This is a genomic window from Rhodococcus sp. NPDC054953, from assembly GCF_053609225.1.
Genome location: NZ_JBSGXD010000002.1, coordinates 159,988 through 174,471 on the forward strand (window position 1 = coordinate 159,988; position 14,484 = coordinate 174,471).

14 protein-coding genes are annotated in these 14,484 nt (G+C 68.1%); 12 read left to right on the top strand and 2 right to left on the bottom strand.

What is annotated here, in order from left to right:
- Nucleotides 1–12 precede the first annotated feature (12 nt).
- Nucleotides 13–1,125, bottom strand: a complete 1,113-nt coding sequence (locus ACWF62_RS02375) for an acyl-CoA dehydrogenase family protein (protein WP_452629326.1) — start codon at nt 1,123–1,125, stop codon at nt 13–15.
- A 46-nt stretch (nt 1,126–1,171) separates the two neighbouring features.
- Nucleotides 1,172–2,347 (bottom strand): acyl-CoA dehydrogenase family protein, encoded by a 1,176-nt coding sequence (locus ACWF62_RS02380; RefSeq protein ID WP_452629327.1) that lies wholly within the window; start codon nt 2,345–2,347, stop codon nt 1,172–1,174.
- A 224-nt stretch (nt 2,348–2,571) separates the two neighbouring features.
- Between ACWF62_RS02380 and ACWF62_RS02385 the strand changes: the two genes are divergently transcribed.
- From ACWF62_RS02385 to ACWF62_RS02440, 12 genes are all read left to right on the top strand, one after another.
- Complete coding sequence (locus tag ACWF62_RS02385) at nt 2,572–2,766, top strand: ferredoxin (RefSeq protein ID WP_378507352.1); 195 nt, start codon at nt 2,572–2,574, stop codon at nt 2,764–2,766.
- Between the two features lie 132 nt (nt 2,767–2,898).
- On the top strand, nt 2,899–3,804 hold the full coding sequence (locus ACWF62_RS02390; RefSeq protein ID WP_452629373.1) for a 3-oxoacyl-ACP reductase: 906 nt from the start codon (nt 2,899–2,901) through the stop codon (nt 3,802–3,804).
- Nucleotides 3,805–4,420: 616 nt separating this feature from the next.
- Nucleotides 4,421–5,185, top strand: a complete 765-nt coding sequence (locus ACWF62_RS02395; RefSeq protein ID WP_378507351.1) for an MlaE family ABC transporter permease — start codon at nt 4,421–4,423, stop codon at nt 5,183–5,185.
- Between the two features lie 4 nt (nt 5,186–5,189).
- Nucleotides 5,190–6,041, top strand: a complete 852-nt coding sequence (locus ACWF62_RS02400) for an MlaE family ABC transporter permease (protein ID WP_378507350.1) — start codon at nt 5,190–5,192, stop codon at nt 6,039–6,041.
- A 5-nt stretch (nt 6,042–6,046) separates the two neighbouring features.
- Nucleotides 6,047–7,228 (top strand): MCE family protein, encoded by a 1,182-nt coding sequence (locus ACWF62_RS02405; RefSeq protein ID WP_452629328.1) that lies wholly within the window; start codon nt 6,047–6,049, stop codon nt 7,226–7,228.
- Complete coding sequence (locus ACWF62_RS02410) at nt 7,228–8,253, top strand: MCE family protein (protein ID WP_378507543.1); 1,026 nt, start codon at nt 7,228–7,230, stop codon at nt 8,251–8,253. Before ACWF62_RS02405 ends, ACWF62_RS02410 begins: the two co-directional genes overlap by 1 nt.
- Nucleotides 8,250–9,302 (top strand): MCE family protein, encoded by a 1,053-nt coding sequence (locus ACWF62_RS02415; protein WP_378507348.1) that lies wholly within the window; start codon nt 8,250–8,252, stop codon nt 9,300–9,302. Before ACWF62_RS02410 ends, ACWF62_RS02415 begins: the two co-directional genes overlap by 4 nt.
- On the top strand, nt 9,299–10,579 hold the full coding sequence (locus ACWF62_RS02420) for an MCE family protein (protein WP_452629329.1): 1,281 nt from the start codon (nt 9,299–9,301) through the stop codon (nt 10,577–10,579). The genes ACWF62_RS02415 and ACWF62_RS02420 overlap by 4 nt, the downstream gene beginning before the upstream one ends.
- Nucleotides 10,579–11,805: an MCE family protein gene (locus tag ACWF62_RS02425; RefSeq protein WP_378507542.1), complete on the top strand. Its 1,227-nt coding sequence runs from the start codon at nt 10,579–10,581 to the stop codon at nt 11,803–11,805. The genes ACWF62_RS02420 and ACWF62_RS02425 overlap by 1 nt, the downstream gene beginning before the upstream one ends.
- The gene (locus ACWF62_RS02430) at nt 11,802–13,217 is read left to right on the top strand and encodes an MCE family protein (protein ID WP_378570706.1); all 1,416 of its coding nucleotides are present in this window, start codon (nt 11,802–11,804) and stop codon (nt 13,215–13,217) included. The genes ACWF62_RS02425 and ACWF62_RS02430 overlap by 4 nt, the downstream gene beginning before the upstream one ends.
- Nucleotides 13,184–13,801, top strand: coding sequence for a hypothetical protein (locus ACWF62_RS02435; protein WP_452629331.1), 618 nt, complete (start codon nt 13,184–13,186; stop codon nt 13,799–13,801). Before ACWF62_RS02430 ends, ACWF62_RS02435 begins: the two co-directional genes overlap by 34 nt.
- A complete protein-coding gene (locus ACWF62_RS02440; protein ID WP_452629332.1) occupies nt 13,798–14,430 on the top strand; it encodes a h domain protein in 633 nt (210 codons plus the stop codon). The genes ACWF62_RS02435 and ACWF62_RS02440 overlap by 4 nt, the downstream gene beginning before the upstream one ends.
- Nucleotides 14,431–14,484 lie beyond the last annotated feature (54 nt).

Consider the following 14,484-nt stretch of genomic DNA (forward strand, 5'->3'; position numbering starts at 1 on the left):
GCAGTGTAGGGATCAGGCAGGGACGTCGGCCAGCGTCTGTCCCAGTCTGCGGAGCTGCTCGGTCGCGGACCCGAGCGCGAACTCGTTGTGCTTGGCCGCGAGGAAGTAGCGGTGCACGGGGTGGTCACGGTCCAGTCCGACGCCGCCATGCACGTGGATCACCGTGTGTGCGACGCGGTGCCCGGCGTCCGCAGCCCAGAACTTCGCGGTCCGCACCTCGGCGTCGGCCGGCAGGTTCTCGCCGAGCAGCCACGCGGCCTGCCACAGCGTCGACCGGACCGCCTTGACGTCGATGAAGGCGTCCGCGAGGCGCTGCGCCACGGCCTGGAAGCTGCCGATCGGGCGGTCGAACTGCACCCGCTCGCGGGCGTATTCGGAGACGAGTTCGAGGGCGCGTTCGAGCGTGCCGAGCTGCAGCGCGGCCAACCCAACCGCCGCGCGGTCGAGGATCCAGCCGACCACCTCGGCGCCGCGCTCGGTGCCGCCGAGCAGCTGTGCGGTGACCGCACCGGACAGGTCGACGATCGCCTCGGCGCTGTAGTCGGTGGTGAGCTGCCGATCGATCCGGACGCCCGGCGCTGCGGGGTCGACGACGAACACCGCGACGCCGTCGGGGGTGGTGGCGGGGACCAGGATCGTGTCCGCAAACGCGGCGGCCGGGACCGTGATCTTGGTTCCGGTGATCGTCCAGCCGGCGCCGCTGCGTTCGGCGCGGGTGGCCGGGTGCGCCGGGTCGTGGTTGAGTTCCTCGGCGAGCGCGACGGTCACGATCGCGGAGCCGTCGGCCGCCCGCCGCGCAAGGTCGCGCTGGGCATCGTCGCCGAACTCGGCGAGCGCCGACCCGGCGAGCATGATCGAGCTCAGATACGGCACGGGAGAGAGGGTTCGGCCGATCTCGCGGAGCACGGAGCACTGCTCGAGGATGCCGAAGCCGCCGCCGCCGACCGACTCGGGCAGGGCCGCCGCGAGGACACCCGCGTCGGCCAGCGCCTGCCACAGCGTGCTGTCGAAGCGGTCCTCGGCGGCGTCCATCTCGCGCAGTCGGTCGTTGGTGGTGAGCTTCTCGGTGATGCTCCGGGTGAGCTGTTCGAGGTCCAGTTGGGCCTCGGTGAGGGTGAAGTCCACGGTGATTCCTTCGGGTGCGGTCCTGGGGGATGTGGGGTGGCCGACGTCAGCGCCTGGCGGGCGGCTGTCCCAGTGCGGTCATGGCGAGGATGTCGCGCTGCACCTCGTTGGTGCCGCCACCGAAGGTGAGGATCAGCGACGAACGGTGCATCCGCTCGACCCGGCCCCGCAGGATCGCGCCCGTCGAGTCCTGCCGCAGGTAGGCCAGGGGTCCGAGGACCTCCATCAGCAGTCGGTATGCCTCGGTGGCGAATTCGGTGCCGAACACCTTGCATGCCGAGGCGTCGCCCTTGCTCGGCGCGTCCGCGGACGCGACCTCCCAGTTCAGCAGCTTCAGGTACTCGACCTTGGCGTGCACGCGGGCGAGGTTGATCTGGGCCCATTCCTGGTCGATCACCCGGCGGCCGTCGGCCAGCTTGGTGTTCTGCGCCCACTCGACGGTGTCGCGCAGCGCACCCTGGATCGGCGCAGCGGACACCAGCGCGACCCGTTCGTGGTTGAGCTGGTTGGTCATCAGCGACCAGCCGCCGTTCTCCTCGCCGACCAGGGCGGACGACGGGACGCGGACGTCCTGGTAGTAGGTGGCGCTGGTGTCCGGGCCCGCCATCGTGTGGACCGGCGTGTAGGAGAAGCCTTCCGCGGTGGTGGGGACGATCAGCATGCTGATGCCCTTGTGCTTCTTGGCGTTCGGGTCGGTGCGCACCGCGAGCCAGACGTAGTCGGCGTAGGCGATGAGGCTCGTCCACATCTTCTGGCCGTTGACGATGTAGTCGTCGCCGTCCTTGACCGCGGTGGTGCGCAGGCTGGCGAGGTCGGTGCCCGCGCCGGGTTCGGAGTAGCCGATCGAGAAGTGCAGTTCACCGGCCGCGATCTTGGGCAGGAAGAACTTCTTCTGCTCCTCGGAGCCGTAGTGCATGATCGTCGGGGCGACCGAGTTGATCGTCAGGAACGGAACCGGCGCGCCCGCGATCGCGGCCTCGTCGGTGAAGATCAGCTGGTCGAACGCGGAGCGCGCCTGTCCGCCGTACTCCGTGGGCCAGCCCAGCGCCAGCCAGCCGTCGCGGCCCATCTCCCGGACGACGTCGCGGTAGACGGTGCCCGAGCCGTACTCGCCGGTCTGGGCGGCCAGCGCTTCGCGGCGTTCGGGAGTAATCAGCTTCGCGAAGTACGCGCGCAGTTCCTCCCTCAGCTTCTGCTGTTCCGCGGTGTAGGTGATGTGCATGATCCCTCTCCGGTCTGACACAGGTTCTAGTGATCGCCATCGGTGGCGGGCGCGTTCTGGCGGGGCGCCTCGTGCTGGGCCGTCTTTTGGCCCGTCGTGGCCGGTTTTTCGCATCATTGCACAGGCGTGGAACGGGTTCTAGTCTAATGATGGATCTGGCCGTGGACACAGCCCATCGTCCGTCCGGTCAGCCGTTCCGATCCCAGCAGAAATGAGGTTCATCAATGGAGGTCAAGGTCGATTTTGACCGGTGTGAGGCGAATGGCGTCTGCGTTGGTGTCGCGCCCGACGTCTTCGATCTCGATGACGACGACAACCTGATCGTCACGCAGCCCGTCGGCGACGACCCGGAGACCGTCGCACTGATGAAGGAGGCCGTCTCGCAGTGCCCGCGCGCGGCGCTCACGCTCGTGCTCTGAGAATCGAACCTTGCCGCGAATGAGAACACGTTCTAAAGTGACTGCCGTCACGAACGGGGCGATGTTCTCTGCACGGTCCTTCCGCCCGTTCCACACCTGATTCTCGACCTATTCACGAAGGCAGTGGTGAGATTGGCTAGTCGCGAGGTAAGTCTGGACGGCAAGGTTGCGATCGTCACGGGTGGGGCCTCGGGCCTCGGCAAGGCCGAGGCCCTCGGCCTTGTTCGCTCCGGAGCGAACGTCGTCGTCAACGACCTCGCGGCGGGCGAGCAGTCGGACGCCCTGCTCGACGAGATTCAGGCCATCGGCGGCAAGGGGGTGTTCGTCCCCGGCGACATCGGCGAGCGCTCCACCGCCGATGCCCTGATGACGGCAGCCCAGGAGCTGGGCGGCGTCGACATCGTGGTCAACAACGCGGGCATCGTCCGCGACAAGATGCTGTTCTCGATGTCCGACGACGAGTGGGACCTGGTGCTCAAGGTGCACCTGCGCGGTCATTTCCTGTTGTGCCGCAACGCAGCCGTGCACTGGCGCGCCGAGTCCAAGGCGGCGGGCGCTCCGGTGTACGGCCGGCTGATCAACACCTCCTCGGAGGCCGGTCTGCTCGGCCCGGCCGGGCAGCCCAACTACGGTGCCGCGAAGGCCGGTATCACCGCGCTGACGCTGTCCGCCGCCCGCGGGCTGGAGCGCTACGGCGTCCGCGCGAACGCGATCTGCCCCCGGGCCAGGACCGCGATGACCGAGAACGTCTTCGGTGAGGCGCCCGAGGGCGCCGTCGACCCGCTCTCGCCCGAGCATGTGGTGAACCTCGTCTCGTACCTGGCCTCGCCCGCCGCGGACGCCGTGAACGGCCAGGTCTTCATCGTGTACGGGCCGATGGTTGCGCTGATGGCCGCGCCGGTCGTCGAGCAGCGTTTCGACGCGCCGGACGCGGAGTGGAGCCCGGCCGGGCTCGCCGAGTCGATCGGCGGCTACTTCGACGGCCGGGAACCCGGTCGGATGTTCGCCGCGACCGAGGCCGTCAGGTCGCTGGGCTGACGCCGTGCGCCGAACTCTCGGCGCGCCAGTTCGTTCGCAGTTAAAAGAACTCTGTGGTTTCCCGCATTCTGCGGCACCGACCGGACATGATGTGGCGGAATGGACGCGGCCTCGACCGTGGGTACGAGGACGTGCCCGGCGGCCACGCGTGCGGTCGGGGTCGGGGTGGCCGTGTGTCCGGCCCGTGAGCTTGGAGTTCGCGACGCGGGGCGGAGGGGTTGCCGTTCGGGCGCTCGTCCGCCCCGTCGCTTCTGGGCCGGTGTGTCGGACGCCGGCTGTCCCACCCGGTGAAAGGTGAAGGCAGGCAACGTGAGTCGTTCAAGGATGCGTCGGAGGGTGGCATATGCGGCCGCCGTGCTCGGTCTCGTGAGGGTCGACGACCGCCTGTTCGCCGGGCTGGACGGTTCGATGAACGCGTCCTCGGCCTCGGGCAGGCCCCGACTGTCTGCATCCGCTCTGACCAGTGGTGACGGCCGGGACGGTGGACGGCTTTGACAGGTGAACGTGTTCTATTTAGTATGACCCGCATCACAGATCCTGGGGGGAATCTACACGTCTTCCCGACCGTGGTGCGTGCCCATCCCGCCACGCGAACGACCCTTGACGAGGAGGACCGATGAACGACCTCCTTGCCGTGCCGCTCCGTGCGGTCGGCGGATTTTTCCAGATGACCGCGGAAGTGTTCCGCGCCATGGTTCGACCCCCCTTTCAGGGCCGGGAGTTCGTCGACCAGTCGTGGTTCGTCGCGCGGGTGTCGATGGTCCCCACCGTCCTCGTCGCGATCCCGTTCACCGTGCTGGTGAGCTTCACCCTCAACATCCTGCTCCGCGAGATCGGCGCGGCCGACCTGTCCGGCGCGGGCGCCGCCCTCGGCGCGGTCACCCAGGTCGGCCCGATGGTGACGGTGCTGATCGTTGCCGGTGCCGGCGCGACTGCGATCTGCGCGGACCTTGCAGCCCGCACCATCCGCGAGGAGATCGACGCGATGCGGGTGCTCGGCATCGACCCGATTCAGCGGCTCGTCGTGCCGCGGGTGCTCGCATCCACGGTGATCGCGCTGCTGCTCAACGGCCTGGTCAGCACCATCGGCATCGCGGGCGGCTTCGCCTTCTCGGTGCTGCTGCAGGACGTGAACCCCGGCGCGTTCGTCAACGGGATCACCCTGCTCACCGGTTTCGGTGAGCTGATGATCTCGCAGCTCAAGGCAGGCCTGTTCGGCATGATCGCCGGCCTGGTGGCGTGCTACCTCGGTCTCAACGTGAAGGGTGGTGCGAAGAGCGTGGGTGACGCCGTGAACCAGACGGTCGTCTTCGCCTTCATGGCGCTGTTCGTCGTCAACGTCCTGGTCACCGCCATCGGCATCAAGCTGACGGCGGGGTGACGGGATGGCATTCGCACTGACCGGAAAGTTCCGGGGCACCCGCCGCCGCCTGCACAAGGTCGGACTCGGTGTCGACAGCGTCGGTGAGCAGGCCCTGTTCTCCTGGCGGGCACTGGTGTGGGCGCCCCGCGCCCTGATCCACTACCGCAAGGAGACGATCCGGCTCATCGCCGAGATCGGCATGGGTACCGGCGCACTGGCCGTCATCGGCGGCACCGTGGTGATCGTCGCGTTCCTGACGCTGGCCTCCGGCGCGGTGATCGCGGTCCAGGGCTTCAGCTCGCTCGGCAACATCGGCGTCGAGGCCCTGACCGGCTTTTTCTCCGCGTTCATCAACGTGCGCATCGCCGCCCCGGTGATCGCGGGCATCGGGCTTGCCGCCACCATCGGCGCAGGCTCGACCGCACAGCTCGGGGCGATGCGGGTCTCGGAGGAGATCGACGCGCTCGAGGTGATGGCGATCCCGTCGATCCCGTACCTCGTCAGCACCCGGGTGATGGCCGGGATGATCGCGATCATTCCGCTGTATTCGCTCGCCGTCGTCGCGTCGTTCATCGCCAGCCGGTTCGCGACCGTCGTGATCAACGGCCAGTCGCCGGGCGTCTACGACCATTACTTCTCGACGTTCCTGATCCCGACCGACATCCTGTGGTCGTTCGCGCAGGCGATCGTGATGGGTGTCGCGGTCATGCTGATCCACACCTACTACGGGTACAACGCCAGTGGCGGCCCCGTCGGGGTCGGTGTCGCGGTCGGCAACGCCGTGCGGACCTCGCTGATCGCGGTCGTCACGGTCACCCTGCTCATCTCGCTCGCCGTGTACGGCGGGTCCGGCAACTTCAACCTCTCGGGGTAGCGCGCATGTCCGATTCCTCAGCAAAGAAGAAGGTCGCCGCGCTGGTCCTTGTCGGCAGCCTCGTGGCCATCACCACCACCGCGCTGGTGATGTTCTCCGGCGGGTTCAAGGACACCGAACCGGTGACGGTCACCGCGCAGCGGTCCGGCCTGGTGATGGACCCGCAGGCCAAGGTGAAGATGCGCGGGGTCGAGGTTGGCCGCGTCGGCTCGATCGACGAGGTCGACGGCGAGGCCGTGCTGCACCTCGACATGGATCCCTCGCAGCTGCACCTGATTCCGTCGAACTCGACGGTGGAGATCAAGTCCACCACCGTCTTCGGTGCAAAGTACGTCAACTTCGTTGAGCCCGAGAACCCGTCCTCGCAGTCCCTGGCGGCGGGCACGAACATCGCGGCAACGTCCGTGACGGTCGAGTTCAACACGCTGTTCCAACACCTGTCGACGCTGCTGCAGCAGATCGAGCCGGAGAAGCTCAACGCGACGCTCGGTGCGATCTCCGAGGCCCTCAACGGCCGCGGCGACCAGCTGGGCCAGCTGCTCGCGGAGACCGACTCGTATCTCAAGACGATGAACCCGGTGCTGCCGCAGCTGCAGAAGGACCTCGAGGCCGCCGCGACCGTGACCAACACGTTCGCCGACGTCACCCCGAACCTGATGACGCTGCTCGACAACGCGACCGCGACCAGCGGCTCGATCGTCGACGAGCAGGACAACCTGAACCTGCTGCTGATGAACGTGACCGGGCTGGCGAACACCGCCAACCAGGTGGTCACCGAGAACGAGCCGAACCTGACCAGGTCCCTCGACCTGCTCCGGCCGACCACCGCGATGCTCGCCGAGTACGCGCCGAGCGCGGCCTGTGTGATCGTCGGACTCAACAAGGTTCGCCCGCAGGCCGAGGAGATCATGGGTGGGTTGCAGCCCGGTATCGCGCTGAGCACCAGCTTCCTGCCCGGGGCCGAGCCCTACACCTACCCGAAGGACCTGCCCAAGGTGAATGCCACCGGCGGCCCGAGCTGCTGGGGCCTGCCCAACTTCGACCCGAAGACCGACGGCAACGCGCCGTTCGTCGTCACCGACACCGGCACCGTGCCGTTCGTGCCGTCGACGACGACGTCGCTGAACGTGCCGAAGATGTTCCAGTGGCTCTACGCGGGCGTCGCGCCGCAGGAAGGGCAGAAGTGATGCGGCCGACCGCGATCAAACTGACCGTCTTCGCGACCGTGATGGCGGTGATCTTCGCCGGGCTGGCGATCGTGTTCAGCCAGGCCCGGTTCAGCTCGACCGACGACTACCACGCCGAGTTCACCAGCGCCTCCGGGTTGCAGTCCGGGGACAAGGTGCGGATCGCTGGCGTCCCGGTCGGCTCGGTGACCGGCGTCGAGGTCGGCTCGGATGCCCTCGCCCACGTCGCGTTCGACGTCGATGCGAAGTACCCGCTGCTGCAGAGCACCCGGGCCACCGTCCGGTACGAGAACCTGGTGGGGGACCGCTACCTCGAACTGCTCGAGGGCGCCGGGTCGACGGACACCCTGTCCGACGGCGGCACCATCCCGGAATCGCAGACCTCGCCTGCCCTCGACCTGGACCTGCTGCTCGGCGGCTTCAAGCCGCTGCTCAAGGGCATGAGCGCGGACCAGGTGAACGACCTCACCGCGGCGCTGCTCCAGGTGTTCCAGGGGCAGGGCGGAACCTTGGTCTCGCTGCTCGGCAACACCAGCTCGTTCACCAACACCCTCGCCGAACGGGACCAGCTGATCGGCGACGTCATCACCAACCTCAACACCACGCTGACCACGATCGATAACAGCGGTGAGCAGTTCTCCTCGACGATCGACGAACTGCAGCAGCTGGTCAGCGGCCTCGCGCAGGACCGGGACCCGATCGGCGCCGCGATCCCGCAGATCGCCACCGCCACCGGCGATCTCGCGCGGCTGCTGGAGGGTGCTAGGCCCCCGCTGCAGGCCACCATCGCGGGTGCGCAGCAGGTCGCCACCCAGTTGGTCGACGGTGAGGACGACGTGCAGTGGGTGCTCGACCGCCTGCCGGACGCCTACCGCAAGCTGATCCGCACCGGCACCTACGGCAGCTTCTTCCAGTTCTACACCTGCTCGGTGAGCTTCAAATTCTCCGCTCCGGACGGGAAGGACCTGCACGTGGCCCTTCCGACGACCCCGACCCAAGAGACAGGGAGGTGCGCGTTCCGATGAGCATGCGCGAACGAAACCCCGTGCAACTCGGGGTCATCGGGCTCGTCGTCGCCGGCGCGCTGGTGATCGCCGGCCTACAGTACGACCGGCTGCCGTTCATCGCCAGCGGCATCCACTACCAGGCGGAGTTCGCCGACGCGGGCGGGCTGCTCGTCGGCGACTACGTCACCGTCGCCGGCGTGAACGTCGGCAAGGTCGAGGCGATCGAGCTCGACGGCACCGACGTCCTGGTCGGCTTCACGATGCAGGAGTCGATCGAACTCGGGGACAGCTCCCGCGCCAGCATCAAGACCAACACCATTCTCGGGCGCAAGTCGGTGGAGGTGCTGCCGGAGGGCACCGAGATTCTTGCCTCCGGTGGCACGATCCCGCTGGACCGCACCACCTCCCCGTACTCGCTCAACGACGCACTCGGTGACCTGACCACCACGGTGTCCGAGCTCGACACCGGCCAGCTGAACGACTCGCTGAACGCGATGTCCGACGCGCTGGCGGACACACCGCCGGAACTGCGCACCGCACTCGCGGGCGTCACCCGGCTCTCCGAGAGCATCAACGCCCGCGACGAGTCCCTCAAGGATTTGCTCGCGCGGGCCGAGAGTGTCACCGGCATCCTCGCCACCCGCAGCGACCAGATCAACGCGCTGGTCGTCGACGGCAACCACCTGCTCGGCGAACTGGACCGGCGGCGCACCGCGATCAGCGAGCTGATCACCAACGTGTCCGCGGTGTCGAGGCAGCTGACCGGGCTGGTGCAGGACAACGAGCAGCAGATGAAGCCGACGCTCGACAAGCTCAACGCCGCCGTGGAGATCCTGCAGCGCAACAAGGACAACATCAGCCGCGGCCTCGACGGGCTCGCCCCGTACGCAACCGCGCTCGGCGAGGCGGTCGGCAGCGGCCCGTTCTTCATGGCGTACGTCGCGAACTTCAGCGTCGGGGCGCTGACCCAGACCATGGTCGACCAGCTCGTCTGGCCCGAGCACGTGCCGAAGGACCTGCAACAGTTTCCCCCGCTCAAGACCGAGCTCAAGGATCCGAACCGATGAGCCAGCAAGCGAATTCGAAGAAGTGGCTGATCGGCGGCGGGATCGTCGCCGTGGTCGCCGCCCTCGTCGTGGGAGTCCTGTACTTCTTCCCCGGCATCGGGAAGACGACCATCACCGCCGAGTTCCCATCGACCAGCGGCATCTACGCCGGCGACGACGTCCGGGTGCTCGGGGTGAAGGTCGGCACGATCGAGACGATCAACCCCACCGGCTCCGGCGCCACCGTGGTGATGAACATCGACCGCTCCGTGGACATCCCGGCCGACGCGAAGGCCGTCATCGTCGCGCCGAGCCTGGTCGCCGCGCGGTTCGTCCAGCTGACCCCCGTCTATGACGGCGGCGACGCGATGTCCGACGGCGCCGAGATTCCGCTGGAGCGGACCGCGGTTCCGGTGGAGTGGGACGAGATCAAGGCCGAGCTCACCAAGCTGTCCGAGGCCCTCGGACCGCAGGGAGCCGCCGACCAGGGGTCGCTGGGCACGTTCATCGACACCGCGGCCGCCAACCTGGACGGCAACGGCGACTCGCTGCGCACAACCCTGCGCGAGCTGTCCGACACGATGAAGACGATGTCCGATGGCCGGACCGACCTGTTCGGCACGATCCGGAACCTGCAGACCTTCGTTACCACGCTGTCGGCGAGCAACCAGCAGATCGTGCAGTTTGGCGGCAGGCTGCAGTCGGTGTCGTCGCTGCTCGCGGACACCAGCGACGAGCTGGGTACCGCGCTGACCGATCTCGACGTCGCGGTCGGGGACGTGCAGCGGTTCGTGTCGGAGAACCGGTCCTCGCTCACCGAGCAGGTGGAGCGGCTCGCCGACGCAACGGCGATGCTCGTGGACAAGCGCCCCGAGCTCGAACAGGTGCTGCACGTTGCGCCGAACGCGCTGGCGAACTTCAACAACCTCTACGCCCCGCGGCAGGGATCGCTCAACGGCGCGATCGCCGGGTCCAACGCGGGCAACCCGATCAACATGATCTGCGGCATGATCCGCGGCCTGGAGAACAACGACTCCGACAAGAGCGCGGACCTGTGTGCGCAGTACCTCGGCCCGGTGCTGAACTCGGTCGCGATGAACTACCCGGGGATCCTGACCAACCCGGCGATCGGTACCACCGCCAACCCCGATCAGATCGAGTACTCGCCGCCGAGCCTCGCAGGTGAGGTCGCGCCGCGCGCCGCTCCGGCGACCATCGCTGGCCCTCTCGCGGCCATGCCGACAGTGAACGTGCCCAAGAGTCTTGGGGCGCTCCTTAATCCGGGAGGCGGACAATGATGGCGCGCAAGCGTAGGGGCCGCAGGGCCGCCGTCGTCGCGGTGGCGTTGGGCTTGACGCTGACCCTGACCGCATGCGAGTGGGACGGGTTGAACTCGTTGCCGCTGCCCGGCACCCAGGGCACCGAGGACGGCTCCTACACCGTCCGGATCGAGATGCCGAATGTGACGACGCTGTCGCAGAACTCACCTGTCCGGGTGAATGACGTGACCGTCGGCGCCGTCACCGGCATCGAGGTCGACGGCTGGAATGCTCTCGTCACGGTGTCGCTGAACCCGGACGTGCAGTTGCCCGCCAATGCGACCGCGCGGATCGGTCAGACCAGCCTGCTCGGCTCCCAGCACCTTGAGCTCGCCCCGCCGGAGGGCATCGCCCCCGACGGAACGCTGCAGGACGGGGACGTGATCCCGCTCGACCGGGCAGGCGCGTACCCGACGACGGAACAGACCCTGTCGTCGCTGTCGGTGGTGCTCAACGGTGGCGGGTTGGCGCAGATCAACGACATCACCCGCGAGCTCAACGCCGCCTTCGACGGCCGGACCGACTCGATCCGGGATCTGCTGCCGCAGCTGGACAGCCTGGTCGGCAGCCTCGACCGGCAGCGCGGGGAGATCATCTCGGCGATGGAGGGCATCGACCGGCTCGCGGGCACCGTCAACCAGCAGACCGAGGTCCTCAACGCGGCGCTCGAGGCGGTTCCGCCCGCCCTGAACGTCCTCGTCGATCAGCGGCAGAACCTGACCAACGCGCTCGTCGCGCTCGGCACCTTCAGCACGACCGCGACCCGGGTCATCAACGAGAGCGGCGACGACCTGAAGGCGAACCTGGCCTCGCTGGCGCCGCTGCTCGACGAGTTGGCCAGTACCGGAAACAATCTCACCGAGGTGATGTCGCTGCTGTTCACCTTCCCGTTCGCGATGAAGAACATGGACCAGTTCATCCGGGGCGACTACGCGAACCTGATGATGATGGTCGATCTGACCAATGAACGGCTGGACCTGAACTTCGGCGGCGGCGGCATGGCGACCCGGCTGGCCGGGGTCGAGGGCGCGCTCGGCCAGTTCGCCGGGGCCGCCGGCGAGGCGGCCAATCCGCTCGACACGCCCGCGGCAAAGCAGCCGGACGCGCTCCAGGCCGAGCCGAAGCCGCCCGCCGCCATCAAGATTCCCGGCCTGCCGGACATCCAGATCCCCGGTCTGCCGCAGCTAGGAGCGCCGACGCCATGATGCTCACCAAGTTCGTCCGGGTCCAGCTGGTGATCTTCTCGATCCTGACGGTCATCGGACTCGCCGTGATGGCCACCCAGTACGTCCGGCTGCCCGCGCTGTTCGGGATCGGGCAGTACCGGGTGACCGTCCAATTGTCCTCCACCGGAGGGCTGTACGAGCACGCCAACGTCGCGTTCCGGGGCACCAACGTCGGCAAGGTGGAGTCGGTGACCCTCACCGACAGCGGGGTCGACGCGACCCTGTCGATCGGCAGCGGATTCGACATCCCGGCCGATGTGGACGCCGCGGTGAAGAGCGTCTCCGCGATCGGTGAGCAGTACGTCGACCTGATCTCCCGCTCGGACGGCGAGCCCTATCTCGTCGACGGCGACGTCATCCCGGTGGACCGGACCTCGACCCCGCAGGACGTCGGCGACATGCTCGATCAGGCCGACAGCCTGGTCAAGAGCATCTCGAATACGCAGTTGCGGCTGGTCGTCGATGAATCCTTCAAGGCGTTCAACGGTGCCGGGCCGGACCTGCAGCGGCTGATCGACTCGGCGCGGCTGTTCGTGCAGGAGGCGAACGCGAACGTCGACGCCACCAAGACGCTGATCGATCAGGCCGGTGCGCTGCTCGACACCCAGGTCGTCACGAGCGACGCGATCCGGTCCTGGACCCGGGATCTGGTCACCTTCTCCAACCAGCTGCGGGCCAGCGATCCGCAGATTCGGGGCCTGCTGGAGAAGGGGCCGGGTGCGGCCGCCGAGGCCACCGAGCTGTTCCAGGAGTTGCAGCCGACGCTGCCGCTGCTGCTGGCGAACCTGGTCAGCGTCGGTGAGGTCGGTGCCATCTACAACAAGAGCATCGAACAGGTCCTGGTGATCTACCCGCCGCTGGTCGCCGGTCTGATGACCGCGGCGTTCAAGGGCCCGATCGACGAGGGTGCCCTGGTGAACTTCCATCTCCAGGTGAACGACCCGCCGCCGTGCACCACCGGCTTCCTGCCGCCCGAGCAGCGTCGCTCCGGTGACGAGGTGTCGACTCCCGACACCCCGCCGAACCTGTTCTGCAATGTCGCGCCCGACGATCCGTCGGCCGTGCGCGGCGCCCGCAACTACCCGTGCATGGAGTTCCCCGGCAGGCGGGCCGCGAGCGTCGAGCAGTGCCGCGCGGGCGGTCACGTCGGGGCGGGCAACAACCCGCCGAGCGGCCCGGTCCAGGACCCGTCTGTACCCTCGTACACGACGGCCCCGGCTTCCTACAGCGGCGCCTCGGGAGTGCCCGCCACGGCGCGCCCGTACGACCCGACCACCGGCAAGTACGTCGGGCCCGACGGCCGCCTGTACGCCCAGCCCGCGCTGGCGTCGGGTGGAGAAGCAAGAGAGGACACGACGTGGCAGACGATGATGACACGTCAGCAGGGCTGACGACCCAGAACACCGAAGCTCCGAAATCGGTTGCTGCCGAATCGGATTCCATCGGCACCGGCGGACAGGCCGGAGACGGCGACACCTCCGCGGCGCCGGGCAGGCGCCCCGGGATGCTCGCCTGGATCCTGGTCGGGGTGCTCGTCGCGGCACTGCTCGCGGCCGGGGTGTGGCTGCTGATCGAGCGCAGTGCCGCGCAGGACCGGGACGCGCAGCGCAACGCGTTCGTGCAGACCGCCCGCCAGACCGTGCTCAACCTGACGACGATCAAGCCGGACACCGCGAAGGAGGACGTCGAGCGGATCCTCGCCGGCGCCAGCGGCGAGTTCAAGTCCGAGTTCGACGGCCGCGAGGACCCGTTCGTCTCCGTCGTCAAGGAGGCCGGGGTGACCACCGTCGGCAAGATCCTCGAGTCCGGATTCGAGAGTCAGGACGGCGACACCGCCAAGGTTCTCGTCGCGGCGCGCGCCGACGTCAGCACCCCCGACGGCACCCAGAACGGCCCGCGGGACTTCCGGATGCGGGTCACCGTCACCGACGACGGCGGAACCATGACGGCCTCGAAGGTGGAGTTCGTGCCATGAGCGAAGCGAAGAATGTGCCCGGCAAGGACGCCCCCGGCGTCGACCTAGAGAAGGCGGCGCCGGCGGACGCCGACACGGCAACGGACGCGACGGCAACGGATGCGACGGTAGCCGTTGAGCCTGCGGACCCGCCTGCCGCGCCTGCGACCTCGTCCACGAAGGTGCTCACGGCCGTTGCCGCGGTGCTGGTTGTCGCGCTCGCGGTGGGTGTCGGGCTGCTCCTGAAGGGCTACCTGCAGGACCGGGCCACCGAGCAGGCCCGCACCGATGCGGTCGCGGCGGCGAGCGCTCAGGCCGCGAAGATGTTGTCCTACAACTACAACGAGGTCGACCAGCAACTCGCTGCTGCCGCGGACGGACTCACCGGCGACTTCCGGGACGAGTACGACACGCTGGTGAAGGAGACCATCGCGCCCGGCGCGAAGGAGAAGAAGCTGACCGTGCAGGCGACGGTGCAGGCCGGTTCCGTCGTTTCCGCCACCCCGGATGATGCGGTGGTGCTGCTGTTCGTCAACCAGATCACCACCAGCGCCGACGTCCCGGACGCCGCAACCACCGGCAGTCGGGTGCGGATGGAGATGCACAAGGACGGCGACCGCTGGCTGACCGGGCGACTCTCGCCGGTATAGAGCGATCCACCGAACGACGAAGGCGCCGCGGGTTCACCGCGGCGCCTTCGTCGT

Excerpts from the sequence above, each read along its gene's own strand:
- ACWF62_RS02415 (WP_378507348.1), top strand. The coding sequence starts at position 8,250 with ATGAGCATGCGCGAACGAAACCCCGTGCAACTCGGGGTCATCGGGCTC.
- ACWF62_RS02405 (WP_452629328.1), top strand. The coding sequence starts at position 6,047 with ATGTCCGATTCCTCAGCAAAGAAGAAGGTCGCCGCGCTGGTCCTTGTC.
- ACWF62_RS02420 (WP_452629329.1), top strand. The coding sequence starts at position 9,299 with ATGAGCCAGCAAGCGAATTCGAAGAAGTGGCTGATCGGCGGCGGGATC.
- ACWF62_RS02400 (WP_378507350.1), top strand. The coding sequence starts at position 5,190 with ATGGCATTCGCACTGACCGGAAAGTTCCGGGGCACCCGCCGCCGCCTG.
- ACWF62_RS02410 (WP_378507543.1), top strand. The coding sequence starts at position 7,228 with ATGCGGCCGACCGCGATCAAACTGACCGTCTTCGCGACCGTGATGGCG.
- ACWF62_RS02385 (WP_378507352.1), top strand. The coding sequence starts at position 2,572 with ATGGAGGTCAAGGTCGATTTTGACCGGTGTGAGGCGAATGGCGTCTGC.
- ACWF62_RS02440 (WP_452629332.1), top strand. The coding sequence starts at position 13,798 with ATGAGCGAAGCGAAGAATGTGCCCGGCAAGGACGCCCCCGGCGTCGAC.
- ACWF62_RS02395 (WP_378507351.1), top strand. The coding sequence starts at position 4,421 with ATGAACGACCTCCTTGCCGTGCCGCTCCGTGCGGTCGGCGGATTTTTC.
- ACWF62_RS02430 (WP_378570706.1), top strand. The coding sequence starts at position 11,802 with ATGATGCTCACCAAGTTCGTCCGGGTCCAGCTGGTGATCTTCTCGATC.
- ACWF62_RS02425 (WP_378507542.1), top strand. The coding sequence starts at position 10,579 with ATGGCGCGCAAGCGTAGGGGCCGCAGGGCCGCCGTCGTCGCGGTGGCG.
- ACWF62_RS02380 (WP_452629327.1), bottom strand. The coding sequence starts at position 2,347 with ATGCACATCACCTACACCGCGGAACAGCAGAAGCTGAGGGAGGAACTG.